Here is a 23,325-nt window from a genome sequence, read left to right as displayed (position 1 = left end):
CCATGCCCGGTTATTACGGCGCTTGCGCATTCCAAGCGCGTGATGCGGCGGTATCAGGCGCGGTCAGTGAACCATCACCACCCGCTGCGCTGCCGGGGCAAGGCCGGACATCGCATCGCGCGGTTCGACATTGCCAGCCTGCGCGGCCAACTGATCCAGATTATGCAGCACGATGCATGACCGCCCACGGGTGTCGATAATTCCGGCTTCCTTGAGCTCGGTGATCTGGCGGCTGACCGTTTCAATGGTCAGGCCCAAGCTTTCGCCCACGTCGCGGCGCGACATCGGCAATTTGATGCAGCCGGGCTCGTCATCGGGGCAATCCAGCCGCTCCGCCATGCCCAGCAGAAACCCCGCAACCCGTTCGCGCGCGGTCTTGCGGCCAAGGTTCACTGCCTTGTCACGGCAGCGGAACAGCGCGGTTTGCGAGCGTTCCAGCAGCGTGCGCATAATGCGCGGGCTGGCCGCAGCACGATCATAGAATGCGCGCGCCGGGAACAGGAACAGCGCGCTGTCGCGTAATCCGGTAATCACATGGCGGTGCAGCCCTTCTGCAGGGATCGAGAAGATGTCACCGCCGAAATGGAACGCCACGATCTGGTGCCGCCCGCGCGCCGCGAGCGCGCTCAATTTGGTCGCGCCACCGGTCAGGAATGCCAATGATGCCGCCGCAGGATCGGTTTCAACCGTCTCGCCGCGCATCACCGTGACCGGGGTGGCCAGTTCGCTGAGTTGCCGGGAGAGTTCCGCCCCGGACGGGATGCCGAACGTAGCGCTCAAAAATAGGCGGCAAGCGCCGGGACGGGACATGGCAACCTCAAACAGAATTATGGATGATCGGCTGCATCTGCGGGTTCGAACCGGCCTGCCTTGATAAAGATCAATGTAAGCGCTGCTCCCGACTGCTTACATCAGTGTCAGTAACTGGCGGAGCAGCACGGCCAATGCCTCAGATTACCTATGTCGAATATAATGGCACGGTCCACGACATCGCCAGCCCTGCAGGCATCAGCCTGATGGAAGCTGCGGCGATGCACAAGGTGCCGGGGATTGAGGGCGATTGCGGTGGGTTTTGCGCCTGCGGCACGTGCCATTGCTACCTTGATCCAGCCGACGCCCCCCGGCTTCCCGCGATGCACGATCTTGAACGCGCGACGCTCGATTTTGCGCATGATGTGAATGATCGCAGCCGGCTCGCCTGCCAGATTCCGGTGACCGCCGCGATGGACGGCATGATCGTGCGCCTGCCCGCCCGCCAATATTGAAACCGCAAGCATGGCCCGCCCGCGCTGCGCGCCTCAAGGGAGAGAACCATGGAAACTGTTACAAAAACCCCCGAAGCCAGCCCGCTGCCAAATTGGTTGAAGGGCCAGTCACCCGACGACATCTATCGCAGCCCGCTCGAAATTGCCTGGACGTTCGATTATCTGATGTCGGGCGACAAGATTGAAGACCTCTACCGCCGCGCCAAGCAGGATCAGTGGAACAGTGATGAACGCCTGCCGTGGGATCTGGCGGTCGATCCGTCCAAGCCGCTGATCAATGACGAACAGGACATCTATCACCGGATGCCGTTTTTCCAGAAGCTGTCAAAATCGCAGCAGGAACGCTTCACAGCCCATTCGACCGCGCAGTTGCTGTCGCAATTCCTGCACGGCGAACAGGGCGCGCTGATGACGGCGGCCTGCGTCACCCATTCGGTGCCCGATGCCACTGCCAAACTGTATGCCGCGACCCAGACGATGGACGAGGCGCGCCATGTCGAAGTGTTCGCGCGGTATTGCGACAAGGTGGCGATGGTTTATCCGATGTCGGGCTGGCTCAAACAGTTGATCGATGCCACGCTGAAGGCGGATCGTTACGAGAAGATCATGATCGGCATGAACATGATCGTCGAAGGGCTGGCGCTGGGCGCGTTCAACAACATGTATCGTTCGACCCAGTGCGAATTGCTCAAGCAATTAACCTTCAACGTGATGCGCGACGAATCGCGCCACGTCTCATTCGGCCATGCCTATCTGGCCCCGGTAATTGCCGGACTCGCCGAAGACGAGGTCGAGGATCTGGCCGATTTCGCGTTTGAAGCGGTCAGCATTCTTGCCTTTGCCGGGACTGCGGGGACGATTGCCAGCCGGATTGATCCCGGTTTCATGATGGTGCTGGAAAATTGCGAGATCGATGCGGATGATTTCTTCGCCGGGCTGCGTGAGGCCGAACAACTCGGCATCACCCGGCAATTGCCGCCGGGGCAGATCCACTCGCTTGAACACCTGATGCTGCCCGCGCTCGCCCGCGTCGGCTTGCTGACGCGGCGGGTTCGCGGGCGCTATGAAGAAGCCGGTATCCCGATTTCGGAAGACCCGCGCATTCTGCACGCGATGGAAGGCGGCCACCCGGTCGCCGCCTGAAGCTCCGTTCACTCCCGCCCCTCCCCAAGGGAGTGACCTTGCCGCCTTCCGGCCCCTTCGGCCGGGGGGCGGTTTTGTCTTGAGGCTGCGCGGGCGCACAGGAAAGCATTTTTTCGGGCCCACAGTCGGTCGATTGATGAATGTCAATCCATCGCCAATGTCGCCCCGTTAGAGAGGTTATTCACAAGATGATGTGGCTGGGGCCAGTCGGAGCCACAATATACTCGGGAGACCATAGATGAACGCAGTTGCCACACCTGTCGTCCGCATCGCCGCGATGCGCGGCTCACCTGCCGCCAGTAGCGGCATCGATTGCGGCGCAACCGTCGATGAATATGTTTCAGGGGCCGACTGGCGGATCAAGGCGAACGCCAATGTCGGCTATTCGCATGCGGGTCTGATCAGCAACGTCGCTGGCAAGGTGATTGCCAATTACTGGCTCGATCAAGTCTATGCCCCGGAAGAAGGCCTTGCCCACCGCCAAGGCGACCTCCACATCCACGATCTCGACAGCCTCACCGGCTATTGCGCGGGTTGGTCCTTGCGCGCCTTGCTCAATGACGGCTTCAACGGCGTGGCCGGGCGCGTGTCATCGCGCCCACCACGTCATTTCCGTGAAGCGCTGGGGCAAATGGCCAATTTCCTCGGCATTCTGCAATCCGAATGGGCCGGAGCGCAGGCGTTTTCCAGCTTCGACACCTACCTTGCGCCCTATGTGTTCCGTGACAATCTGTCCTTCGCCAAAATAAAGAAGGCGATCCGCCAGTTCGTCTACAACCTCAACGTTCCTGCGCGCTGGGGGCAATCGCCGTTCACCAACATCACGCTCGACATCACCGTGCCCGAGGATTTGCGCAATCTCTATCCGACCGCGCATGACCGCCATCTGTTTGCAGGGCTTGACGATGCCGCCCTGCTTGACCGCGCCCGCCAGCGCGATCTGGGGTTGCGCAGCCTGGAAGACCTGACTTTCGCCCATTTCGCGCCTGAGATGGAGCAGATCGTGATCGCCTATTACGAGATCATGACCGAGGGCGATGCCACCGGCCAGCCATTCACCTTCCCGATACCGACGGTCAACATCACCGAGGATTTCGATTGGGACAGCCGGGTCGCCAGCGCGATTTTTGATAATGCCGCCAAGGTCGGGTCCTCATACTTTCAGAACTTCATCGGGAGCCAATATATACGCGATCCGGCGAACGGCGAACGGCGCCCCAATCCGGACGCCTATGCGCCGGGCGCGGTGCGATCGATGTGCTGCCGCTTGCAACTCGACCTGCGCGAATTGCTCAAGCGCGGGAACGGGCTGTTCGGTTCGGCCGAGATGACCGGTTCGCTCGGAGTGGTTACGATCAATATGGCGGCGCTGGGTTACCGCTTCAAAGGCGACCTTGATGGCTTCACGGCCGAACTCGACCGGCTGATGGACATCGCCAGCTCCACGCTCGAGAAGAAGCGGATATTCGTCCAGAGCATGTATGATCGCGGGCTATATCCCTATACCGCGCGATACCTGCCGTTCCTGCGCAATCACTTCTCGACCATCGGGGTGAACGGGATGAACGAAATGGTGCGGAATTTCACCGGCGATGCCCACGATCTGACCGCTCCGGAAGGGATAGAGATGGCGCTCGGCATCCTCGACCACATGCGCGCGCGGCTGGTTGGCTACCAGGCACGAACCGGCAATCTCTACAACCTCGAGGCCACTCCGGCAGAGGGGACGACGTATCGGTTCGCCAAGGAAGACCGCAAACGTTTCCCCGATATCCTGCAGGCAGGCAGCGGCGATAACATTTATTACACCAACAGCTCGCAAATCCCCGTCGATCACACCGAAGATCCGTTCGAGGCGCTGGAATTGCAAGATGATCTGCAGTGCAAATACACGGGCGGCACGGTGCTGCACCTCTATATGAGCGAGAAGCTGTCGAGTTCGGATGCGGCGCGCGGGTTCCTGCGCACCGTGCTGACCCGCTACCGTTTGCCCTATGTCACGCTCACCCCGGTATTCTCGGTGTGTGATACGCACGGCTATCTTGCGGGCGAGCAGCCCGACTGTCCAGAATGCGGCAACAGCACCAAGGTTTGGACGCGGGTCATGGGCTATTTCCGTCCGGTCGACAGCTTCAATAAGGGGAAGGTCGGAGAACACCGCCAGCGCCGTCACTTTACCGAAGATGCCGCGATGGTGGAGAACCTGTTTGACCGCGCTGGCTGATCGCGCCGGAACCGAACGAAGGCGGGCGCGCGTCGCAGCTCCGTTCCACGCGATCACGCCATTCACCCTCCTCGACTTTCCTGGGCGCAGCGCCTGCATCCTTTGGGTGGCGGGCTGCAACATGCGCTGCGGTTACTGCCATAATCCGGAGATTGTGTTCGGCAAGGGAACGCTTACCGGCGAGGACGCGCTGGCGTTTCTACGGCGGCGGCAAAGACTGCTGGAAGGCGTGGTGCTTTCAGGCGGAGAGGCGACGACGTGGCCTCAACTTGTCACGTTTGCCGCGCAGGTGAAAGCTTTGGGGTTTGCGGTAAAGCTTGATACCAACGGTTTGCGGCCCGACGTGGTCGCGCGATTGCTTGATCACAGGCAGATCGATTATGTTGCGCTCGACTACAAGGCGCCGTCTGCAAGCTTCGAGAAGGTTACCGGAACCCGGGCCTTCGTTCGGTTTGCGCGGACGCTCGATTTGCTGTGCGGACAGGATCGGGTGCCGTTTGAAGTGCGCACCACGGTGCACGACGCGTTGCTGAACGAAGATGAGGTGCTGGCTATCGCTAATGATCTGGCGCGGCGTGGCTATCGGGGAACGCTGGCGGTGCAGCAGGCCGTGGCTGACCCGGATCGCCCGCTGCTCGCCCCGCTCCCGCCGGTGCGGCGCAAGCTCGATACGGCGTGGCTGGCAAGTCGCTCTCCGATAAGGCTGGATTTCCGCTGAGCCATTTCAGGTCAGCAGATGAGGCCGAGGCCATTCATAGCGGCTTCTCCGAAACGGCATAGGCTTTCGGCGGACGCTGGCCAACTTGGTGCCTGTTCATCCCACCGCAAGCCAAACCGTGTATTCCTGTCGACGAACCGAGTTCATCAACGCACAGGAGACACAGGATGAGCGCCTATACTTTCCGTTCCTCGCGCCCTGACCACTGGGTCAGCCCGCGTCCTACCCGCGATCCGGCGCGTCTGTCGGCGATCCACGGCCCGCTGCGGCCGATGCAGCAGCCCGGTCTGCTTGCACGGCTGTTCGCGCTGAACTGACGCGCGCCCAAGCAATCTTGCAATTGCCACGCGCCGCCCGTATAGACGGCGCGTCTTTTCTGACATTGGTAGCATATCCAGCCCCTCCGGTGACCTTGTCCCGGGCGGCGCGGCCCCCTACCTGAAAGCCGTTGGGAATGACGCCGGAATTCACGCGAAGGGATACGAGGCTTTATGGCCGAGCAGAAAAATAGTGCCGAACCCAAGGCCGAAGAAAAAAAGCGCAAGACCTCACCTGGCGAATTCGTCAATCAGGTGCGCGCCGAAGGCAGCAAGATCGTGTGGCCGACTCGTGAAGAGACGGTGCGCACTTCGATCTTCGTGTTCATCTTCATGCTGATCCTCGCGCTGTTCTTCCTCGCTATCGACAGCGCGTTCGGCGCGATTGTGCGCGGCGCGATCGGCCTGCTGCAATAAGGCCCCGGCCAGTTCATTCTGCCCGTCAGACCCACTCTCAAGGACATTTCATGGCTCGCTGGTATATCATTCACGCCCATTCCGGTTTCGAAAACAAGGTGCGTGACGCAATCATTTCCGAAGCCGGACGGCTTGGCCTTTCCGAAGGCGTTGAGGATATTCAGGTTCCCACCGAAACCGTGACCGAGGTGAAGCGCGGCAAAAAGGTGCAGGTCGAACGCAAGTTCATGCCCGGCTATGTGCTGGCCAAGCTGAACATGACCGATGATGTCTATCACCTGGTCAAGAACACCCCCAAGGTCACCGGCTTTCTGGGTTCGGGCACCAAGCCGCAGCCGATTTCCGAACGCGAAGCCGCGCGCTATTTCGGCGGCGTGGCCGAAGCCAAGGCAACCCCCAAGCACGAAATCAGCGTCGATTACGAAATCGGCGATTCGGTCAAAGTGCTCGACGGCCCGTTTGCCAGCTTCAACGGGATCGTCGAAGAACTCGATTTCGACAAGGCCAAGGTCAAGGTTTCCGTGTCGATCTTCGGCCGCGCGACCCCGGTGGAACTCGATTTCGAGCACGTCGAACTGGCGAAGTAGCCCTCGGCCTTTTGGGGCCTGTTTCAATCATTGGCCTGTGGCCGACCATGTATTGTATGCAGACTGCGCCACTTATGCGGCTGCGGTTCGCGCGGCGATTTCGGGTGAAATTTTATGTTTACAGGCCTTTGGCAAGGCGTCATGCTCTCGTTCGGCCAATCGTCGAAACCTGTGGGGGGGGGCGACAAAATAACGGAGGATGGCGGGCGTGAAAGGGACGATACTCGGATATAATCAAGCGGAGAACAAGGGCGCGATTTCCCATTCCGAGGGTGCGCGGATTGATTTCCACCTCGAAAGCTGGAGAGGCGATCGTGCCCCCGCAGCCGGGATGGTCGTCGATTTTGAGATTGTCGACGGCGTGGCAAGCGATATTTACCCGATTGCCCAAGGCCCCGCGCACCTCCCCGGCGCGCAGCAAGGCGGGCAGGATACCGCGCTGCTGCTGGGCATCTTCGCGCTTGTTTCATTGGCGGTTGGCTACCTCACCTCGTGGATGGGGATTGGGTTCCTTTTTTTTCTGATTTCCGCAGGGCTGGGCCTTGCCGCAATCATCACCGGAAAGGATCAGGAGCGACGCACGGGCTATACGCTGGGCATGATCAATTGCGGCTGCCTTGTAGTCGGTACGGTGTTGGGCTTGGTGATCTTCATGATCTGGGGCGCCGCCATAATGGCAAATTTGTAACAGCGGCTGCGGCACTCCATCTTCGGGCACGGCCTGTCCGCTAAACGAGAGCGCCGTCGCGCCGAATGGCTCTAGTTCCCGCTCAAGCCTGTTGCCTTTTGCGCGGTGCACCATTAATGGCGCCCCTTCCCGCAAGGGATTCGTGTGGAAGGCGGGAATTCCCGCTGTTTGACCACTTAACATGAGAACACGATTTGCCGCGCCGATTGTGCGGTGGTTCGACAGTGTGAAAGGAACGGCCCCATGGCCAAGAAAATTGAAGGCTATATCAAGCTGCAGGTGCCCGCGGGCTCTGCCACCCCGTCGCCGCCGATCGGCCCGGCGCTGGGTCAGCGCGGCGTGAACATCATGGAATTCTGCAAGGCGTTCAATGCCTCGACGCAGGAAATGGAAAAGGGAATGCCGATCCCGACCGTGATCACGGTCTATGCGGATCGTTCATTCACCTTCATCACCAAGACCCCGCCCGCATCGTTCTTCCTCAAGAAGGCGGCTAAGCTCAAGTCGGGTTCGAAGGAGCCGGGCAAGATTTCGGCCGGAACCATCACCAACTCGCAGATCAAGGAAATCGCGGAAGCCAAGATGGCTGACCTCAACGCGAATGACATTGATCAGGCGATGAAGATCATCGCCGGCAGCGCCCGTTCGATGGGCCTTGAAGTGGTGGAGGGCTGAACCGATGACCAAGATTTCCAAAAAAGCCAAAGTGCTGGCCTCGCTCGACCGCGAAAAGCTTTACAGCGTTGACGAAGCACTGAGCGTGCTGCGCCAGTACAAGACCAAGTTCGACGAAACCGTTGAAGTCGCCATGAACCTCGGAGTTGATCCGCGTCACGCCGATCAGATGGTGCGCGGCATGGTGTCGCTGCCTTCGGGCACCGGCAAGGACGTGAAGGTGGCCGTGTTCGCGCGCGGCGACAACGCCGAAAAGGCGCTGGCGGCTGGTGCTGACAAGGTCGGCGCTGAAGACCTGATGGAAGATATGCTGGCGGGCAACCTCGATTACGACCGCGTGATCGCTTCGCCCGACATGATGGCGGTGGTTGGCCGTCTGGGCAAGACGCTCGGCCCCAAGGGGCTGATGCCGAACCCCAAGCTGGGCACCGTCACCCCCAACGTCGCGCAGGCGGTCAAGGACGCCAAGGGCGGCCAGGTCGAATACCGCGTCGAAAAGCAGGGCATCATCCATTCGGGCATCGGCAAGCTGAGCTTCTCCGACGACGCGCTGAAGGCCAACTTCAAGGCGCTGACCGAAGCGGTGGTGAAGTCCAAGCCTTCGGGTGCCAAGGGCAAATATGTGCGCAAGGTCACCGTGACCTCGAGCATGGGCCCGGGCCTCAAGGTTGACCTTTCGGAAGTCGAAGGGGCGTAATTTGTGGGGCGAAGCCGCACCAGCGGCTTCGTTTCCTCGCTCACGCGACCTGACGGTCGCATCGCTGCGGGCAGCCGGTCGGCCTTGCGAGCCCTGTGGGCTCGTTGGGCGGCAATCGCCTAACAATAATGGGGTCGGGGGCTGTGTGCTTCCGGCCCCTTTGTTTCCCGTATCAACCCTTTGGATCAGGCCTGCGCGTCAGATTCCGCCGGGGGTGCAAGCGTAACCGCCCGCCGTCAGCCCTTCGATCAGGCTGTCGCAGCAGGTCTTGAGAGCGTCTGCGCTGGTTGATCGCACCACGAAATTGGCACCCACCCGGCCTTCACGGAAAAACGGGTAGGATCCGATCTGGCAGGCCTCGTGCGCGGCTTCGGTGCGGCGCAACAGGTCGGCGACTTCGCTTTCGGCAATCCAGCAGCCGATGGTTTCGGTGAGCAGCGGCGCGCCGCCTTCCAGCTCGCCCGTCAGCGCGTCGAGCATTCCCGCCGTGATATGCGGCACGCCCGCCATCAGGAACAGGTTGCCGCGCCGGATGCCGGGCGCGCCGGACATGCGGTTGGGGATCAAGTCGGAACCCTCAGGCACGCGCGCCATGCGCAGCCGACCTTCATTAAGCCCGCCGCGGGTTTCATAATAACGTTCGAGCAGCGCGCGCGCTTCGGGGTGAACCACCACCGGCACGCCCAATGCGGCGGCGACCGCATCGACGGTGATGTCATCATGCGTCGGGCCAATGCCGCCGGTGGTGAACAGGTAATCATAGGCGGCGCGAAGATCGTTCACTGCGGCCACGATCCGGCTTTCGACATCCGGCACCACCCGCACTTCGGCCAAGCGGATGCCCTGCACCTGGAGCCAGCTGGCCACCTGCGCGATGTTCTTGTCATGCGTGCGGCCGGAAAGGATTTCATCACCGATAACGACAAGTCCGGCGGTCCAGATTTTTTCAGGAGAGGTCATGGCCAAAGATTAGGGGAGAATGACAACAATCAAAAGAGATTCGTCGCCATCTCCCCTGACTTATTCCGCTGCCTCAAGCTGCTCGCCAGCCGATTGAGCATTCGCTCCCGCTCGCGTGAAGGTCAGGATGCCATCGGTCAGCGGATCGCGCTTCATCCGCTTGCGATCCAGCAGATATTCCTGATTGAGCCGCCACGGATAGGACACCGAATTGCGCGGCATGATGTGTTTGCCGCGCTGGATATATCCGCTTGAAAAATCGAACACGTCATCTTCGACAATCGCGACTTCGCCTTCGGGGGTGAGCGCCGGGACGGCGATAGTCGCGCCGGTCTTGCGCATATGTTCCAGCACCCGGCAGACAAAATCGGAATTGATATCTGCGCGCAAAGTCCAGCTGGCGTTCAAATATCCGAACACCACCGCAAGGTTGGGCAGGTTCGAGAACATGCAGCCCTTGTAATAGAACCGCTGGTTGAATTCGACCGCTTCGCCATCGACAGAAATCGCGATCTTGCCCGCCACCGCCAGTTTCAGCCCGGTTGCCGTCACCACGATATCGGCGGGCAGGAACTGCCCATCGGTCAGCCGCACACCGCCCTTTTCGAAACTGGCGATATGGCCGGTGACGACGCTGGCCTTGCCCGCATTCATCGCATCGAAAAGATCCTGATCGGGCACCAGACAAAGCCGCTGTTCCCACGGATTATACGGCGGGGTGAAGCTGGCCTTGTCGTAATCCGGGCCGAGCGCTTCTTCGATCTTTGTGTAGAGCGCGTCTTTCACCTTCTGCGGCTTGTCGCGCGCCATCTTGAACGCATAATCCTGCATCCGGATGTTCTTGAAACGGGTGATTCGGTAGGCGAGGTTTTCGGGTAGAATCTTGCGTAGGAAATTGGCGATCGCATCCTTTGCCGGGCGGGAGAACATCCACGTCGGCGTGCGTTGCAGCATGGTGACGTGCGCGGCATCTTTCGCCATTGATGGCACGATTGTCACCGCAGTTGCGCCCGATCCGATCACCACCACGCGTTTGCCCGCGTAATCGAGGTCTTCGGGCCAGAATTGCGGGTGGATCACCTGACCTTCAAATTCGCCGAAATCGAAGCCCGGATCGTAAGGCTCGTCATAATCGTAATAGCCTGATCCGAGATACAGGAAATTAGCGGTCATGCGGGTGCGCGATCCGTCGGTCAGTTCAATCTCGACATGCCAGCGCGCTTCGTCGTGGCGGAAATCGGCACTGATCACCTTGTGGCCGAGACGCATATGCTGGCGGATGCCGCGCTCATCGACGATATGGTCGAGGTAATCGAGGATCGCTGGCGCATCGGCGATCGATTTTTCATGCCGCCACGGTTCGAAATCGAAGCCCAGCGTGTGCATATCGCTATCCGAACGGATGCCGGGATAGCGGAACAGATCCCACGTGCCGCCCAGATTATCGCGCCGGTCGACGATGGCGTAGGTGTGATGCGGGGCCTTTGATTCCATATGCGCGGCCATGCCGATCCCGGAAATCCCGGCACCAACGATCAGCACGTCGAAATCTGGTGGTGTTGCAAGCATGACAGGCCCTCTCTCCCTTGTTGACACTGATGTAACCACAGGCTTTGCGCAAAAGCGAGTCTTGAATGGCATTCTGCAACTGACTTTTGGGTGACGCGGGCAGGCCGAACCGCTAGGCGCGCAGGCATGAGAATGTTGCTACGTCTGTCGGGCCCCCTGACCGTTCTTGCCTTGGCCGTGCCGCTTGCCGCGCAGGATGATGAGGTTCTGAACGTGGAACCTCGGCCCGAAATCATCGTTACCGGGCGCGGGCTTGATCCGGCACTGTCGACCAGCATCTACGCCACCACCACGCTGGAACGCGATGTGATTATCGCCAGTCCGTCGGGCCGGATCGAGGATGTGCTGCGCGGCGTGGCGGGATTCCAGCAGTTTCGCCGTTCGGACAGCCGTTCATCCAACCCGAGCGCCCAAGGCGTGACGCTGCGCGCGTTGGGCGGCAATGCCACCAGCCGCGCGCTGGTGCTGCTGGACGGGGTGCCGATTGCCGATCCGTTCTTCGGCTTTATCCCGTTGTCCGCCATCGCCCCTGAAACCTTGGGCACCGTGCGGGTGACGCGCGGCGGCGGGTCGGGGCCGTTTGGTGCTGGCGCACTGGCGGGCACGATCGAGCTGGAAAGCGCCGCACCCGGAGAGAGCGCGCCATTGCTCGCCAGCGCAGCGATCAACAGCCGCGCCGAAAGCGAACTCAGCGGCGTGCTGACCCAGCGATTGGGGCGCGGGTTCGCGGTTGCCAGCGGGCGCTGGGATCGCGGGCAGGGGTTCTTTACCACGCCCGATGATCAGCGCGTCCCCGCCACTGCGCGCGCCGGGTTTGATAGCTGGAACGCGGCCCTGCGGGCGGTCGCCCCGCTGACCTCAGATGTCGAACTGCAAGCCCGCGTCGCGGCATTCCGCGATAACCGCACCTTGCGTTTTGACGGCGCAGATTCGACCAGCGAAGGGCAGGAGGCCAGCCTGCGTATCGTTGGGCGCGGGGCGTGGCAATTCGATGCACTCGCCTATGTTCAGGCGCGCGATTTTACCAATGTGGTGATCAGTTCGACCCGCTTTACCCCGGCACTCGATCAGCGCGCCACGCCATCAACCGGGGTGGGCGGCAAGTTCGAACTGCGCCCGCCGCTGGCCGAAGCGCACGATATCCGCATCGGTGCCGATTACCGCCGCGCCGATGGGGAATTGCAGGAAGACGCGATCAGCGCCTTTACCGGGCTTTTCACCGAACGCCGCCGCGCGGGCGGGGCGACTGCCAATCTCGGGCTGTTTGTCGAGGATGACTGGCAGATCGGCCCGCTGCTGGTCAACGGCGGGCTGCGCGCGGATCGCACCAGCATTACCGGCGGATTTTTCCGCGCGGTCGATCATGCCGGGGTGCCGGTCAATATAATCAGCGCACCTGACCGGTCGGACTGGGCGGTAAGCTGGCGCGCGGGCGCGTTGTTCTATGCCACCCGGCGGCTGGATATCCGTGCCGCCGCCTATACCGGACTGCGCCTGCCGACCTTGAATGAACTCTACCGCCCGTTTGTGGTGTTTCCGGTGGTGACTGAGGCCAATGCCGCGCTGGAGAATGAACGGCTTGAAGGGTTCGAGGTGGGGCTGGACTGGCAGCCGATCAATCAAATCGTTCTGTCACTCACCGCGTTCGATAACGAGGTTGAAAACGCCATCGCCAATGTGACCATCGCCCCCAACCTGCGCCGCCGCGAAAACCTGCCCGCGATCACCGCGCGCGGGGTTGAGGCGAGCCTTGCTGCCAAATTCGGCGCGGTCACTATCGATGGTTCGCTGGCCTGGACCGACGCCGAGGTGCGGGGCGAAGGCGCTTCGCTTGATCTTGACGGGAACCGTCCGGCGCAAACCCCCGAATTCGCCGCGTCGGTCACGTTTGGCTGGCAGCCTGCGCCCGGTTGGCGGGTGGCGGGAACCCTGCGTCACGTTGCTGCTCAATTCGAGGATGATCGCGAGGCCGATCGGCTGGCACCGGCCACCACGCTGGACGCATTTCTCACTGCGCCGCTCGCCGGAAAGCTTTCAATGGTGGTGCGGGCTGAAAATTTAACGGACGAGACAATCATCACCCGCAATCAGGGCGGATCGATCGATCTGGGCGCGCCGCGCACCGTGTGGCTGGGTTTACGCTACGGCTTCTGACCTTGCTTGCGGCAACGCATCATTGTTGCGTTTGCGAATTCTATATTGCAATTATGGTGCGCCGCAACACATTATGTTGCATTTTTGCTACTATTAATCAGAAGTTTGTCTGCGCCGCTTGTGAGCGCGCGGAGGCCTGATAGGTTTCATCTCACAACCCCAATATCGGCGCAAAGACCGGCTGGGGTGGAGAGAGGGAGACACTGATGCGCAAGTTTGCAGCCTTTGCTGGCGGCCTGATGGCCTGCAGTTCACTTACCACCCCCGCCTTTGCTCAGGATGCGGCCGAAGACGCTCCGGCCGTGCGGGAAGGCAACGTCATCATCGTGACCGCCACCCGCCGCGCGCAGGACGTGCAGGACATTCCACTGGCGGTGACCGCGATTTCGCCGCAGCAGCTGGAAAATCAGGGCGTGAGCGATATCCGGCAGATCTCGGCGCTCGCACCAAGCTTCACCAGTTCACAAGCGCAGTTGGCGTCAGGCTCGGTCGTGCTGCGGGTGCGCGGGATCGGGACCACATCGAACAATATCGGCTTCGAAAGCGCTGTCGGCATCTTTGTCGATGGTGCGTATCAGTCCCGCCCGGGCGTCGCGCTCAACGAATTTGTCGATGTCGAGCGGGTCGAAGTCCTCCGTGGGCCGCAAGGCACCCTGTTCGGCCGCAACACTTCGGCCGGCGCGCTCAACGTCACCAATGTCCGTCCGGACGTTACCGAATTCGGCGGCTTCGTGAATGCTGGCTACGGCAATTTTGACGAGATCAGCGTGCAAGGTGCCATCAACGTTCCGATCGTCAGAGACACGGTGGCCGTTCGCCTGACCGGCGCCTTTCGTGAGCGTGACGGGTTTCTGACGGTCGCTGATCGCAACGGGAACGACATTGGCGATACCAATGATGTCGATCAGTGGTTGGTGCGCGGCCAGATCGGATGGGATACCGATAGCGGGTTGCGTGGACGCATCATCGCCGATTTTTCCAATAGCACATCAAGCTGCTGCGGCGCGATTGAACTGTTTCAGTCACCATTGGTGACCGGCGGGGCGTTTGCCGCGGTCGGGCTTGGCGCGAATGGCGGCAATGGCCAGCCTTCGGTATCGACCACGCCGCGCGATCAGGGGGCGTTTGAGCAGGCGCTCAACAACCGCGTCGTCTCGGCCAATTTTGCCCCGATTGCAGATATCGACAATTACGGCGTGACCGGCGAACTGGAATTTCCGGTGTCGGACAATGCCGATCTGATCTTCATCGGCTCCTACCGCAAATTCGAAAGCTTCGAAAACTACGATTCGGATTTCAGCGGGCTTGATATCTTCAACGTCGATGCGCTCAATCTCGATATCGAAACCTGGACTGCTGAACTGCGGCTTCAAGGCGAAGCCTTTGGCGGCAAGCTCAACTACATGGTCGGCGGCTTCTATTCGGACGAACAGCTTGACCAGTCGGTCAGCTTTTCGCTGGGACAGGACTTTGGCGAGAATGTCGGTGCGCTGCTGTTCGTGCCGACCGGCGGTGCGCTTGGCCCCAACCCGCTGTCGGTGTTCACCGGGGTTGATCCGGCAGGCACCACCAACACCAACCGGTTCCAACAGGATGCCAAGAGCTACGCCATCTTCACGCATAATTCGTTCGAGATCACTGACGGGCTCGAGCTGACTGTCGGTGCGCGTTATTCGTGGGAAGACAAGGAGGGCGGCTTTACCCAGACAGCGGTCAACAACCAGATCTGCCCGGCGGTTCTGGGTGCGCTGGGCGGGGTTCCGGGCGCTTTGCAACCTGCCTTTATCGGTCTTGGCTGTTTCGGCTTCACCGCTCCGGCTGATCTGCCGCAGGCGGCCGTCTTGCCGCTGCCGCGTACCTTCCAGGAAAACTTCAACGACGAAGAACTGATTTACACCGTCAAACTGGGCTATGAATTCAGCCCGTCGATCAATACCTATGCCAGCTTCACGCATGGTTATAAGGCGGGTGGGATCAACCTTGATACCACCGCAGCGGTGGACGGGGCCGATCCAACCTTCCTTTCGGAAGAGGTTGATGCCTACGAAATCGGGCTAAAAGGCCAGACTGCCAATGGCGATCTGACGGTCAATGTCGCGGCATTTTATGAAGAATTCACGGACTTCCAGGTGCTCGAATTCACCGGAACCGCATTTGAAACGTTCAACGTGCCCAAGGCCGAAACGAAGGGCGTCGAAATCGAAGGGCTGTTCCGGCCCAATGACGAACTGACCTTCAACTTTGGCGCGACCTTCCTTGAGGCGAGCTACCCCGACGATTGCGCTGGTACGCAGACATCGGTTCAGGTGGTGGCGCTGTGCGGCAATGATCTGACCAACGCGCCGCAAATCGTCGCGTTGATTGGCGCATTGTGGGAAAAGCCAATCAATGCTTCGACCGAAGTGTTCCTGTCAGGCCAGGTGCGGATGGAGGATGATCAGCGCACCTCGACCCAGGCGATCATCCTGCCCGATGCCGCCGCCATCGCGGCCAATGGCGGTTTGCAGCAGGCGATCGATGCTGCCGACCCGATCATCGCCGATATTCAGGATGGCAAAGCCTTCGTGAACCTGCGCGGCGGACTGCGCTTTGCTGGTGGTCAGTACACGATCGAGGGCTGGGTCACGAACCTCACCAACGAAGTGGTGCGCGGGGTGACATTCAACACCACCTTGCGCGGAACCGGCGCGGCCAATTCACGTTCAGCCTTTGTCCTGCCGCCGCGCCAGTATGGTGTTACGCTGCGCGCCAAGTTCTAGGACGCGCAGGCTTCGGCCACAAAAAAGGGCGGCTCGATGGTTCGAGCCGCCCTTTTTTGTTGTTCTGTGAGTCCCCGCGAAGACGGGGTTCTCAGTCCGGTGAAGCATGATCGTGCCTGAGGCTCCCGCCTGCGCGGGAGCGCAAAACAAACTACATACTCCGCGCGATCAGCATCTTCATCACTTCGTTCGATCCGCCGAAAATGCGCGTGATGCGGGCATCGCGGTACATCTTGGCGATCGGATATTCGTTGATATAGCCCGCGCCGCCATGCAGTTGCAGGCACTTGTCGACGACTTCGCCTTGCAGTTCGGTCACCCAGTATTTCGCCATCGACGCGGTGGCGACATCGAGCTCGCCCCGGAGCAGTTTGGCGATGCAATCATTGACGAACACCCGTGCCGCCGTGCCGCGCGCCTTGAGATCGGCGAGCACGAACTGGGTGTTCTGGAAATCCCAGATCGTCTGCCCGAAGGCCTTGCGCGATTTGACATATTCGACCGTGGTATCGAGCGCCTTTTCGATCCCCGTGGCCGCGCCGATGGCGATCACCAGACGTTCCTGCGGCAATTCGCCCATCAGCTGGTAAAAGCCCTTGCCCTCGACCCCGCCGAGCACGTTTTCGGCCGGCACGAAGACATTGTCGAAGAACAGTTCCGACGTATCGGCTGCATCAAGCCCGATCTTGTCGAGTTTCTTGCCTCGCTGGAACCCTTCGGCGCCTTCGGTTTCCAGCAGCATCAGCGAGATGCCCTTGGCCCGTTCGTTCGGGTTGGTCTTGGCGACGACCACGATGAAATCGGCGGTTTGCCCATTGGAGATATAGGTCTTGGCCCCGTTGATGCGGTAGCCATTGCCATCGCGCAGGGCGGTGGTGGTGATCGCCTGAAGGTCGCTGCCCACCCCCGGCTCGGTCATCGCAATCGCGCTGACCAATTCGCCGCTGACCAGCTTGGGCAGGTATTTCAGCTTCTGTTCTTCGGTGCCGTGGCGCACCAGATAGGGCAGGATGATCGTATTGTGCAGGCTGGCGGCGAACCCATCAACGTCGTGTTTGGCCTGCTGATCGATCACCACCAGATCATGCCGGAAATCGCCGCCGTGGCCGCCATATTCGGTCGGGACACTCACGCCGAGCAGGCCTGCTGCCCCGGCTTCGCGCCAGAATTCGCGTTCCACCATACCATCGTCACGCCATTGCTGGACGCGCTTTTGCGGGGCGTGCTGCTGATAGAATTTGCCGACGGCATCAGCGAAAATGGCGATTTCTTCTTCTTCCATGAAGGCCGGTTGCGGCACGTTGATGACGGGCATTTCTTTCTCCTTATGATCCCAAATACTGTCGGTTCGCTTACCCAAGCCGCCAAAAATGTTTCGCGTGAAACATTGGGCTAGCGCGGTCTAAGGCGGGTCTAGGCAGGGTCTGGGGCGACCGGGCCAAGCAGGATTACCCGCCGTGGGGCGAAACCGTTGCTTATTTCCCCGTCCAGTTGGGTTTGCGCTTTTCGGCGAAGGCCGCCGCGCCTTCGCGCGCATCATGGCTGACGAAAACCGGCCCGATCAATTGCCCCTGCTTGGCGTAGCGATCTTCCATAGCCCAGCCGCGCGATTGCTTCATCACCTGTTTGGATACCTTCACCGCCAGCGGGCCATTGGCCGCGATTTTCGCGGCCAGCGCCTTTGCGCCGTCCAGCGCCGAACCTTCGGTGACTTCGTTGATCAGGCCGATTTGATAGGCGCGCTCTGCCCCGATGAAATCGCCGGTCAGCGCCAGTTCCATCGCGATGCGTTCGGGGATCTGATCGGGCAGCATCATCACGCCGCCAGCAGCGGCCACCAGTCCGCGCTTCACTTCGGGAATACCGAATTTGGCGTTGGCATTGGCGACCACCAGATCGCACGCGATCATCAGTTCCAGCCCACCTGCCAATGCATAGCCTTCGACCGCCGCGATCAGCGGCTTGGCGGGCGGGGCCTGCACCACGCCGCCAAACCCGCGCCCTTCGACGCTGGGGGTTTCGCCGCGCAGGAAGCCTTTGAGATCCATGCCCGAACAGAATGTCCCGCCCGCGCCGGTGATGATGCCGACGCGCAGATCATCCTCGGCGTCCAGCCGATCCATCGCCGCCGCGATTCCTTCGGCCGCCGCCTTGGTCATCGCATTCTTGGCTTCGGGACGGTTGATGGTGACGATCAGGATGCCGTCTTCAACCTCGGTCAGCACTTCGGGTGGGGTATTCTCGCTCACGGCTGTCTCCCTATTGATTTTAGCATTGCGAATTGAAACTCAATTCTTGTGCAAGTGGTGGAGGCGGTTTACCAACACGTCAACCGCAATTTCGTTATATCGGAGAGGATCACCATGGCTGAAGCATATATCATCGACGCAGTGCGCACCCCGCGCGGGATCGGCAAGCAGGGGAAGGGCGCGCTGGCGGCGCAGCATCCGCAGCATCTCGCCGCCACGGTGATGAAGGCGATTGCGGAGCGCAACCACCTCGACACCAGTACGGTTGATGACGTGATCTGGTCGGTTTCGACGCAGGACGGGATGCAGGCGGGCGATCTGGGCCGCATGGCATCGCTTGACGCGGGCTATGACATTACCTCATCGGGCACCACGCTAGACCGGTTCTGCGGCGGCGGGATTACCAGCGTCGCGCTGGCATCGGCGCAGGTGATGAGCGGGATGGAAGATTGCATCGTCGCTGGCGGAACCGAGATGATGAGCCTTACCTCGGCCATGTCTCAGGAGAAAATGCGCGCCGGGCTGAAACCGCCGATGATGGGCAGCTATAACGAACGCCTGCAGGCGGTGCATCCGCAATCGCATCAGGGCATTTGCGGCGATGCGATTGCCAGCATGGAAGGCTTCACCCGCGCCGATCTGGACGCGGTCGGCTACCGTTCGCAGCAACGCGCCGCCGAAGCGATGGCGGCGGGCCGATTCGCCAAATCGCTGGTGCCGGTGGTGGCGGATGATGGCACCGTGCTGCTCGACCACGATGAATACCCGCGTCCGCAGACGACGATGGACGATCTGGCCAAGCTGGAACCGGCCTTTCCCAAGATTGCCGATGTGCCGCTGGACGAGAAGGGCACGACATTTCGCAAGCTGATCAACCAGAAATATCCTGACCTCGACATTCAGCATTTCCACCACGCGGGCAATTCGTCCGGCGTGGTTGACGGCGCGGCGGCGGTGCTGATTACCAGCAAGGACTACGCGCAAAAGCACGGGCTGAAACCGCGCGCGCGCATCGTTGCCACCGCCAATATGGGCGATGATCCCACGCTGATGCTGAATGCGCCGGTGCCTGCCGCCAAAAAGGTGCTGGCGAAGGCGGGCCTCACGGTGGACGATATCGACCTGTTCGAAATCAACGAAGCTTTCGCGGTGGTCGCCGCCAAGTTCGTGCGCGATCTGGGGCTGGATTGGGACAAGGTCAACGTCAACGGCGGATCAATCGCGCTGGGCCATCCGATTGGCGCGACGGGGTCGATCCTGATCGGCACCATCGTCGATGAATTGGAAGCGCGCGGCGGGCGTTATGGCCTGGTGACGATGTGCGCGGCGGGCGGCATGGCCCCGGCGATCATCGTTGAACGGGTCGATGGTTTTGTCGACTAACATCGCTGACAACACCCCGGTCATCATCGGGGTCGGTCAATATTCGGAGAGGGTTGGCGAACCCGGTTACGCCGCCCTCTCCTACATGGACCTTGGCGGACGGGCGCTGGCTGCGGCGATTGCGGACAGCGGCGCGACAGGGTCTGTGGCCGATGCCATCGACACGCTGGCCGCGATCCGCGCGTTTGAAATGTCGCGCCCGGATCGCAAACCGCCGTTCGGTGCGGCGGATAATGTGCCGCGCGCGCTGGCGAAGCGCGTGGGTGCCAACCCGGCGCGCGCGATCCTCACCCCCACCGGCGGGCAGACCAATCAGCAATTGGTGGGCGAATTTGCCGCAGCGATCGCGGCGGGGGACAGCCAATGCGCGGTGATCGTGGGATCGGAGGCGATCTCGACCGTGCTGGCGCTGACCGCCAAGGGTGAGGCACCCGACTGGTCGGAAGCCATCGGTGGCGCGTTCGAGGATCAGGGCTTCGGGGTCGAGGAGCTGCTGGAGCCCGCGCTGTTCGCCCATGGCGCGAGCGGGGCAATCCCGCTCTATGCGCTGGCGGAAAATGCGCGGCGGGCGAAGCTGGGCATGGGGCTGGAGGAATACCGGCTGGAAATCGGCAAGCTGTTCGCGCCCTTTACCCGCGTGGCCGCCGCCAACCCGCACTCCGCCGCCCCGGTGGAGCGCAGCGCGGAAGAATTGGCAACGGTGACGGCGCGCAACCGCATTGTCGCTGAGCCTTACCCGCGTATGACCGTGGCGCGCGATCAGGTGAATCAGGCCGCTGCGATCATTGTCGCAAGCGCCGGGCTGGCCCGCGCGCTGGGCGTGCCCGAAGCCAAGTGGGTGCATATCCACGCGGTCACTGCTGCGACCGAGTTGAAGCTGTCCGAGCGGCCCGATTTGTCCGCCAACCCCGCCTCCATCTCCAGCGTCGAAGCGGCATTGGCGCGGGCGGGGAAGGGCATGGATGACATCGCCTATATCGATTTCTATTCGTGCTTCGCCATCCCCGTGTTCAACCAATGCGACCATTTCGGCCTGTCCGCCGACGATCCGCGCGGATTGACGCTGACCGGGGGCCTGCCGTTCTTTGGCGGGGCGGGGAACAATTATTCCGCCCACGCCATCGTCGAAGCCGTGCAGCGGGTGCGCGCCGACCGGGGGGCTTTCGCGCTGGTGGGAGCGAATGGCGGGTGGATGAGCAAATATGCCACTGGCATCTACTCGACCACGCCCGCCGATTGGTCTGTGGGTGACCGCTTTGCCAAACTGCCCAAGGCGGCCAATGCCGTCCCCGCCTCCGCCGCGCCGTTCGATAGCGCGACGGTGGAAACCTACACCATCAACCGCTCCCCCAAGGGCGATGCGGCGATATTCATCGGGCGCAATCCGGCAGGCGAACGGGTGTGCGGCAATGCTGATCTGACCGACCCCGCAACCGCTGCGGCATTCGAAGGCGGCGCGCCGTTCGGAGCGCGACTGGCGGTGGTTCGCGATGAGCACGGGCGCAGCATCGGGCGGATCGCTTAGCGCATACCCACCCTTGCGCGAATCGCTGCCTTCGGGTATTTGGTTTCAATTGAAACTAATTGCTTGCCGCAGGGGATTGCCGCGATGAACGCACCGACCAACAAAGCTTCGGCCACCGACCTGTTTGAAAACCCCGCCGGGCTCGACGGGTTCGAATTCGTCGAATTCTGCGCGCCGGAAAAGGGCGTGCTGGAACCTGTGTTTCAGGCGATGGGCTTCACCCGCGTGGCGCAGCACCGTTCCAAAGACGTGGACCTGTGGCGACAGGGCGGCATCAATCTGATCGCCAATTACGAACCGCGCAGCGCCGCGTGGTATTTCGCGCGGGAACACGGCGCGGCAGCCTGCGGGATGGCATTCCGGGTGCGCGACGCGGCCAAGGCCTATGCCCATCTGATCGCCCAAGGGGCAGAACCCGTCGCCAACGAACCCGGCCCGATGGAACTACGCATCCCCGCGATCCGCGGCATCGGCGGCGCGATTTTGTATCTGGTTGACCGCTATGCCGATACGGGCGTTGGTAATGGTAAGGGTGGGGGCCTCACCATCTATGACATCGATTTTGAATACCTGCCCGGCGTTGATCCGCATCCCGTCGGCGCGGGCTTCCACACCATCGATCACCTGACTCACAATGTTTACACCGGGCGGATGAAGTATTGGGCGGACTATTACGAGACCCTGTTCAACTTCCGCGAGATCCGCTTTTTTGACATCAAGGGCGAATATACCGGCCTCACGTCCAAGGCGCTGACCGCGCCCGACGGCAAGATCCGCATTCCGCTTAATGAAGAAGGTGAAGGCGGGAAGGGCCAGATCGACGAGTTCCTCAAGGCCTTCAATGGGGAGGGCATCCAGCACATCGCGTTGATCTGTGATGATCTGCTGGCGTGCTGGGATCGGCTCAAGGCGCTGGGCGTCCCGTTCATGACCGCGCCGCCGGCGACCTATTACGACATGCTCGACGGACGCCTGCCCGGCCACGGTGAGGATGTGGACGCGCTCAAGATGCGCGGCATCCTACTCGATGGCTCGACAGAAGGCGGCCAACCCCGGTTGCTGCTGCAAATCTTCGCGCAGGCGCAGGTTGGCCCGGTGTTCTTCGAATTCATCCAGCGCAAGGGCGATGACGGCTTTGGTGAGGGCAATTTCAAAGCCCTGTTCGAAAGCATGGAACGCGACCAGATCATCCGCGGCGTGTTGAACGTTGAGGAACCGGCGGAGTAGGCGCAAACCGTTCTCCCATCCCCGTTCGCCCTGAGCTTGTCGAAGGGCTGTTCTTCTTTGGGAAGGCAGGACAGAAGAAAAAGCAGGGCTTCGACAAGCTCAGCCCGAACGGAGTTGGTTATGACCAAAAACGCAGCACACCCCGTCGCACACCCGGTGAATCTGGCCGGCATCCACCATGCCGCCTATCGTTGCCGCGATGCAAAGGAGACGGTGGAATGGTATGCCCGCGTGCTGGGCATGACCTACACCACCGCCTTTGCCGAGGATCACGTGCCGTCAACCGGCGAATATGATCCCTATATGCACATCTTCCTCGATGCGGGGAACGGCAACATCATCGCCTTTTTCGAACTGCCGAACCAGCCGGACATGGGCAAAGACCCCAACACGCCCGCCTGGGTGCAGCACATCGCGCTGCGGGTGCCCGATATGGCGGCACTGCTGGCGGCCAAGGCGCATATCGAAGCGCAGGGGGTGGAGGTGCTCGGCCCGACGCATCACGGCATTTTCCAGTCGATCTATTTCTTCGATCCCAACGGGCACCGGCTTGAACTTGCCGCCGACATTGGCACGGCGGATCAATATGCCGAGCTCGCCCGCGTCGCGCCGTTGATGCTGGAAGAATGGTCGAAGACGAAGAAAGCCCCGCGCCACGCCGATTGGCTGCACGAAATCGCCCGCGCCGAGCACGCGGCGAAAGGCTGATCCCGGCACCATTCGATCCGGCGAACACCGCATTCGCCGCTCTGCCAATACTTACGCGAT

General features: G+C 61.2%; 21 protein-coding genes. 16 read left to right on the top strand and 5 right to left on the bottom strand.

Going from position 1 to position 23,325, the window contains the following annotated elements; genetic code table 11:
- Positions 1–63: 63 nt before the first annotated feature.
- Positions 64–780, bottom strand: a complete 717-nt coding sequence (locus ABIE62_RS03695; RefSeq protein WP_354323673.1) for a helix-turn-helix domain-containing protein — start codon at positions 778–780, stop codon at positions 64–66.
- 164 nt (positions 781–944) lie between these two features.
- Here ABIE62_RS03695 and ABIE62_RS03690 point away from each other — a divergent pair, with 164 nt between their 5' ends.
- The 10 genes from ABIE62_RS03690 to rplA all read left to right on the top strand — a co-directional run bounded on the left by ABIE62_RS03690 (position 945) and on the right by rplA (position 8,731).
- Positions 945–1,265 carry a 2Fe-2S iron-sulfur cluster-binding protein gene (locus ABIE62_RS03690; RefSeq protein WP_354323672.1) on the top strand — a complete coding sequence of 107 codons (321 nt, stop codon included), beginning with the start codon at positions 945–947 and terminating at the stop codon, positions 1,263–1,265.
- Between the two features lie 48 nt (positions 1,266–1,313).
- Positions 1,314–2,408: a ferritin-like domain-containing protein gene (locus ABIE62_RS03685; protein WP_354323670.1), complete on the top strand. Its 1,095-nt coding sequence runs from the start codon at positions 1,314–1,316 to the stop codon at positions 2,406–2,408.
- A 238-nt stretch (positions 2,409–2,646) separates the two neighbouring features.
- The gene (locus ABIE62_RS03680; RefSeq protein ID WP_354323668.1) at positions 2,647–4,632 is read left to right on the top strand and encodes a ribonucleoside triphosphate reductase; all 1,986 of its coding nucleotides are present in this window, start codon (positions 2,647–2,649) and stop codon (positions 4,630–4,632) included.
- Positions 4,616–5,350, top strand: coding sequence for an anaerobic ribonucleoside-triphosphate reductase activating protein (locus tag ABIE62_RS03675; protein ID WP_354323666.1), 735 nt, complete (start codon positions 4,616–4,618; stop codon positions 5,348–5,350). Before ABIE62_RS03680 ends, ABIE62_RS03675 begins: the two co-directional genes overlap by 17 nt.
- Positions 5,351–5,517: 167 nt before the next feature.
- Positions 5,518–5,667, top strand: coding sequence for a hypothetical protein (locus tag ABIE62_RS03670; protein ID WP_354323665.1), 150 nt, complete (start codon positions 5,518–5,520; stop codon positions 5,665–5,667).
- A gap of 174 nt (positions 5,668–5,841) precedes the next feature.
- Positions 5,842–6,084, top strand: coding sequence for a preprotein translocase subunit SecE (secE, locus tag ABIE62_RS03665; RefSeq protein WP_354323663.1), 243 nt, complete (start codon positions 5,842–5,844; stop codon positions 6,082–6,084).
- Positions 6,085–6,134: 50 nt separating this feature from the next.
- The gene (gene nusG / locus ABIE62_RS03660; protein ID WP_354323662.1) at positions 6,135–6,671 is read left to right on the top strand and encodes a transcription termination/antitermination protein NusG; all 537 of its coding nucleotides are present in this window, start codon (positions 6,135–6,137) and stop codon (positions 6,669–6,671) included.
- A gap of 208 nt (positions 6,672–6,879) precedes the next feature.
- The gene (locus ABIE62_RS03655; protein WP_354323660.1) at positions 6,880–7,359 is read left to right on the top strand and encodes a hypothetical protein; all 480 of its coding nucleotides are present in this window, start codon (positions 6,880–6,882) and stop codon (positions 7,357–7,359) included.
- A 243-nt stretch (positions 7,360–7,602) separates the two neighbouring features.
- Positions 7,603–8,034: a 50S ribosomal protein L11 gene (gene rplK / locus ABIE62_RS03650; RefSeq protein ID WP_354323659.1), complete on the top strand. Its 432-nt coding sequence runs from the start codon at positions 7,603–7,605 to the stop codon at positions 8,032–8,034.
- Between the two features lie 4 nt (positions 8,035–8,038).
- Positions 8,039–8,731 carry a 50S ribosomal protein L1 gene (gene rplA / locus ABIE62_RS03645; RefSeq protein ID WP_354323657.1) on the top strand — a complete coding sequence of 231 codons (693 nt, stop codon included), beginning with the start codon at positions 8,039–8,041 and terminating at the stop codon, positions 8,729–8,731.
- Positions 8,732–8,929: 198 nt separating this feature from the next.
- Here rplA and ABIE62_RS03640 read toward each other — a convergent pair whose 3' ends face one another.
- Both ABIE62_RS03640 and ABIE62_RS03635 read right to left on the bottom strand, forming a co-directional pair.
- Entirely contained in the window at positions 8,930–9,691 is a 762-nt protein-coding gene (locus tag ABIE62_RS03640; RefSeq protein ID WP_354323655.1) for a competence/damage-inducible protein A, read from the bottom strand.
- Positions 9,692–9,751: 60 nt separating this feature from the next.
- Positions 9,752–11,260, bottom strand: coding sequence for a flavin-containing monooxygenase (locus tag ABIE62_RS03635; RefSeq protein ID WP_354323654.1), 1,509 nt, complete (start codon positions 11,258–11,260; stop codon positions 9,752–9,754).
- Positions 11,261–11,386: 126 nt separating this feature from the next.
- Here ABIE62_RS03635 and ABIE62_RS03630 point away from each other — a divergent pair, with 126 nt between their 5' ends.
- The gene (locus ABIE62_RS03630) at positions 11,387–13,414 is read left to right on the top strand and encodes a TonB-dependent receptor (RefSeq protein ID WP_354323653.1); all 2,028 of its coding nucleotides are present in this window, start codon (positions 11,387–11,389) and stop codon (positions 13,412–13,414) included.
- 206 nt (positions 13,415–13,620) lie between these two features.
- The gene (locus ABIE62_RS03625) at positions 13,621–16,173 is read left to right on the top strand and encodes a TonB-dependent receptor (RefSeq protein ID WP_354323652.1); all 2,553 of its coding nucleotides are present in this window, start codon (positions 13,621–13,623) and stop codon (positions 16,171–16,173) included.
- A 151-nt stretch (positions 16,174–16,324) separates the two neighbouring features.
- Here the strand turns inward: ABIE62_RS03625 and ABIE62_RS03620 are convergent, their stop codons facing one another.
- Both ABIE62_RS03620 and ABIE62_RS03615 read right to left on the bottom strand, forming a co-directional pair.
- Positions 16,325–17,488, bottom strand: a complete 1,164-nt coding sequence (locus ABIE62_RS03620) for an acyl-CoA dehydrogenase family protein (RefSeq protein ID WP_354323650.1) — start codon at positions 17,486–17,488, stop codon at positions 16,325–16,327.
- A gap of 160 nt (positions 17,489–17,648) precedes the next feature.
- A complete protein-coding gene (locus ABIE62_RS03615) occupies positions 17,649–18,422 on the bottom strand; it encodes a crotonase/enoyl-CoA hydratase family protein (protein WP_354323649.1) in 774 nt (257 codons plus the stop codon).
- A 114-nt stretch (positions 18,423–18,536) separates the two neighbouring features.
- On the opposite strand from ABIE62_RS03615, the gene ABIE62_RS03610 reads away from it, so the two are divergent.
- The 4 genes from ABIE62_RS03610 (at position 18,537) to ABIE62_RS03595 (ending at position 23,265) form a co-directional block, all read left to right on the top strand.
- Positions 18,537–19,805 (top strand): acetyl-CoA C-acetyltransferase, encoded by a 1,269-nt coding sequence (locus tag ABIE62_RS03610; protein ID WP_354323647.1) that lies wholly within the window; start codon positions 18,537–18,539, stop codon positions 19,803–19,805.
- Positions 19,789–21,330 (top strand): acetyl-CoA acetyltransferase, encoded by a 1,542-nt coding sequence (locus ABIE62_RS03605; RefSeq protein ID WP_354323645.1) that lies wholly within the window; start codon positions 19,789–19,791, stop codon positions 21,328–21,330. The genes ABIE62_RS03610 and ABIE62_RS03605 overlap by 17 nt, the downstream gene beginning before the upstream one ends.
- Positions 21,331–21,414: 84 nt before the next feature.
- On the top strand, positions 21,415–22,557 hold the full coding sequence (hppD, locus tag ABIE62_RS03600) for a 4-hydroxyphenylpyruvate dioxygenase (protein WP_354323644.1): 1,143 nt from the start codon (positions 21,415–21,417) through the stop codon (positions 22,555–22,557).
- Positions 22,558–22,677: 120 nt separating this feature from the next.
- Positions 22,678–23,265: a VOC family protein gene (locus tag ABIE62_RS03595; RefSeq protein WP_354323643.1), complete on the top strand. Its 588-nt coding sequence runs from the start codon at positions 22,678–22,680 to the stop codon at positions 23,263–23,265.
- Positions 23,266–23,325 lie beyond the last annotated feature (60 nt).

It is taken from the genome of Porphyrobacter sp. MBR-155 (assembly GCF_040547625.1).
Classification (GTDB): Bacteria; Pseudomonadota; Alphaproteobacteria; order Sphingomonadales; family Sphingomonadaceae; genus Erythrobacter.
The sequence above is the reverse complement of the archived record's forward strand: the minus strand, read 5'-3'. Positions and strand labels throughout refer to the sequence as shown.

What these genes read in the sequence shown, in the direction of transcription:
- ABIE62_RS03690 (WP_354323672.1), top strand. Translation starts at nt 945, where the DNA reads ATGCCTCAGATTACCTATGTCGAATATAATGGCACGGTCCACGACATC.
- ABIE62_RS03685 (WP_354323670.1), top strand. Translation starts at nt 1,314, where the DNA reads ATGGAAACTGTTACAAAAACCCCCGAAGCCAGCCCGCTGCCAAATTGG.
- ABIE62_RS03680 (WP_354323668.1), top strand. Translation starts at nt 2,647, where the DNA reads ATGAACGCAGTTGCCACACCTGTCGTCCGCATCGCCGCGATGCGCGGC.
- ABIE62_RS03670 (WP_354323665.1), top strand. Translation starts at nt 5,518, where the DNA reads ATGAGCGCCTATACTTTCCGTTCCTCGCGCCCTGACCACTGGGTCAGC.
- secE (WP_354323663.1), top strand. Translation starts at nt 5,842, where the DNA reads ATGGCCGAGCAGAAAAATAGTGCCGAACCCAAGGCCGAAGAAAAAAAG.
- nusG (WP_354323662.1), top strand. Translation starts at nt 6,135, where the DNA reads ATGGCTCGCTGGTATATCATTCACGCCCATTCCGGTTTCGAAAACAAG.
- rplK (WP_354323659.1), top strand. Translation starts at nt 7,603, where the DNA reads ATGGCCAAGAAAATTGAAGGCTATATCAAGCTGCAGGTGCCCGCGGGC.
- rplA (WP_354323657.1), top strand. Translation starts at nt 8,039, where the DNA reads ATGACCAAGATTTCCAAAAAAGCCAAAGTGCTGGCCTCGCTCGACCGC.
- ABIE62_RS03640 (WP_354323655.1), bottom strand. Translation starts at nt 9,691, where the DNA reads ATGACCTCTCCTGAAAAAATCTGGACCGCCGGACTTGTCGTTATCGGT.
- ABIE62_RS03635 (WP_354323654.1), bottom strand. Translation starts at nt 11,260, where the DNA reads ATGCTTGCAACACCACCAGATTTCGACGTGCTGATCGTTGGTGCCGGG.
- ABIE62_RS03630 (WP_354323653.1), top strand. Translation starts at nt 11,387, where the DNA reads ATGAGAATGTTGCTACGTCTGTCGGGCCCCCTGACCGTTCTTGCCTTG.
- ABIE62_RS03625 (WP_354323652.1), top strand. Translation starts at nt 13,621, where the DNA reads ATGCGCAAGTTTGCAGCCTTTGCTGGCGGCCTGATGGCCTGCAGTTCA.
- ABIE62_RS03620 (WP_354323650.1), bottom strand. Translation starts at nt 17,488, where the DNA reads ATGCCCGTCATCAACGTGCCGCAACCGGCCTTCATGGAAGAAGAAGAA.
- ABIE62_RS03610 (WP_354323647.1), top strand. Translation starts at nt 18,537, where the DNA reads ATGGCTGAAGCATATATCATCGACGCAGTGCGCACCCCGCGCGGGATC.
- ABIE62_RS03605 (WP_354323645.1), top strand. Translation starts at nt 19,789, where the DNA reads ATGGTTTTGTCGACTAACATCGCTGACAACACCCCGGTCATCATCGGG.
- hppD (WP_354323644.1), top strand. Translation starts at nt 21,415, where the DNA reads ATGAACGCACCGACCAACAAAGCTTCGGCCACCGACCTGTTTGAAAAC.
- ABIE62_RS03595 (WP_354323643.1), top strand. Translation starts at nt 22,678, where the DNA reads ATGACCAAAAACGCAGCACACCCCGTCGCACACCCGGTGAATCTGGCC.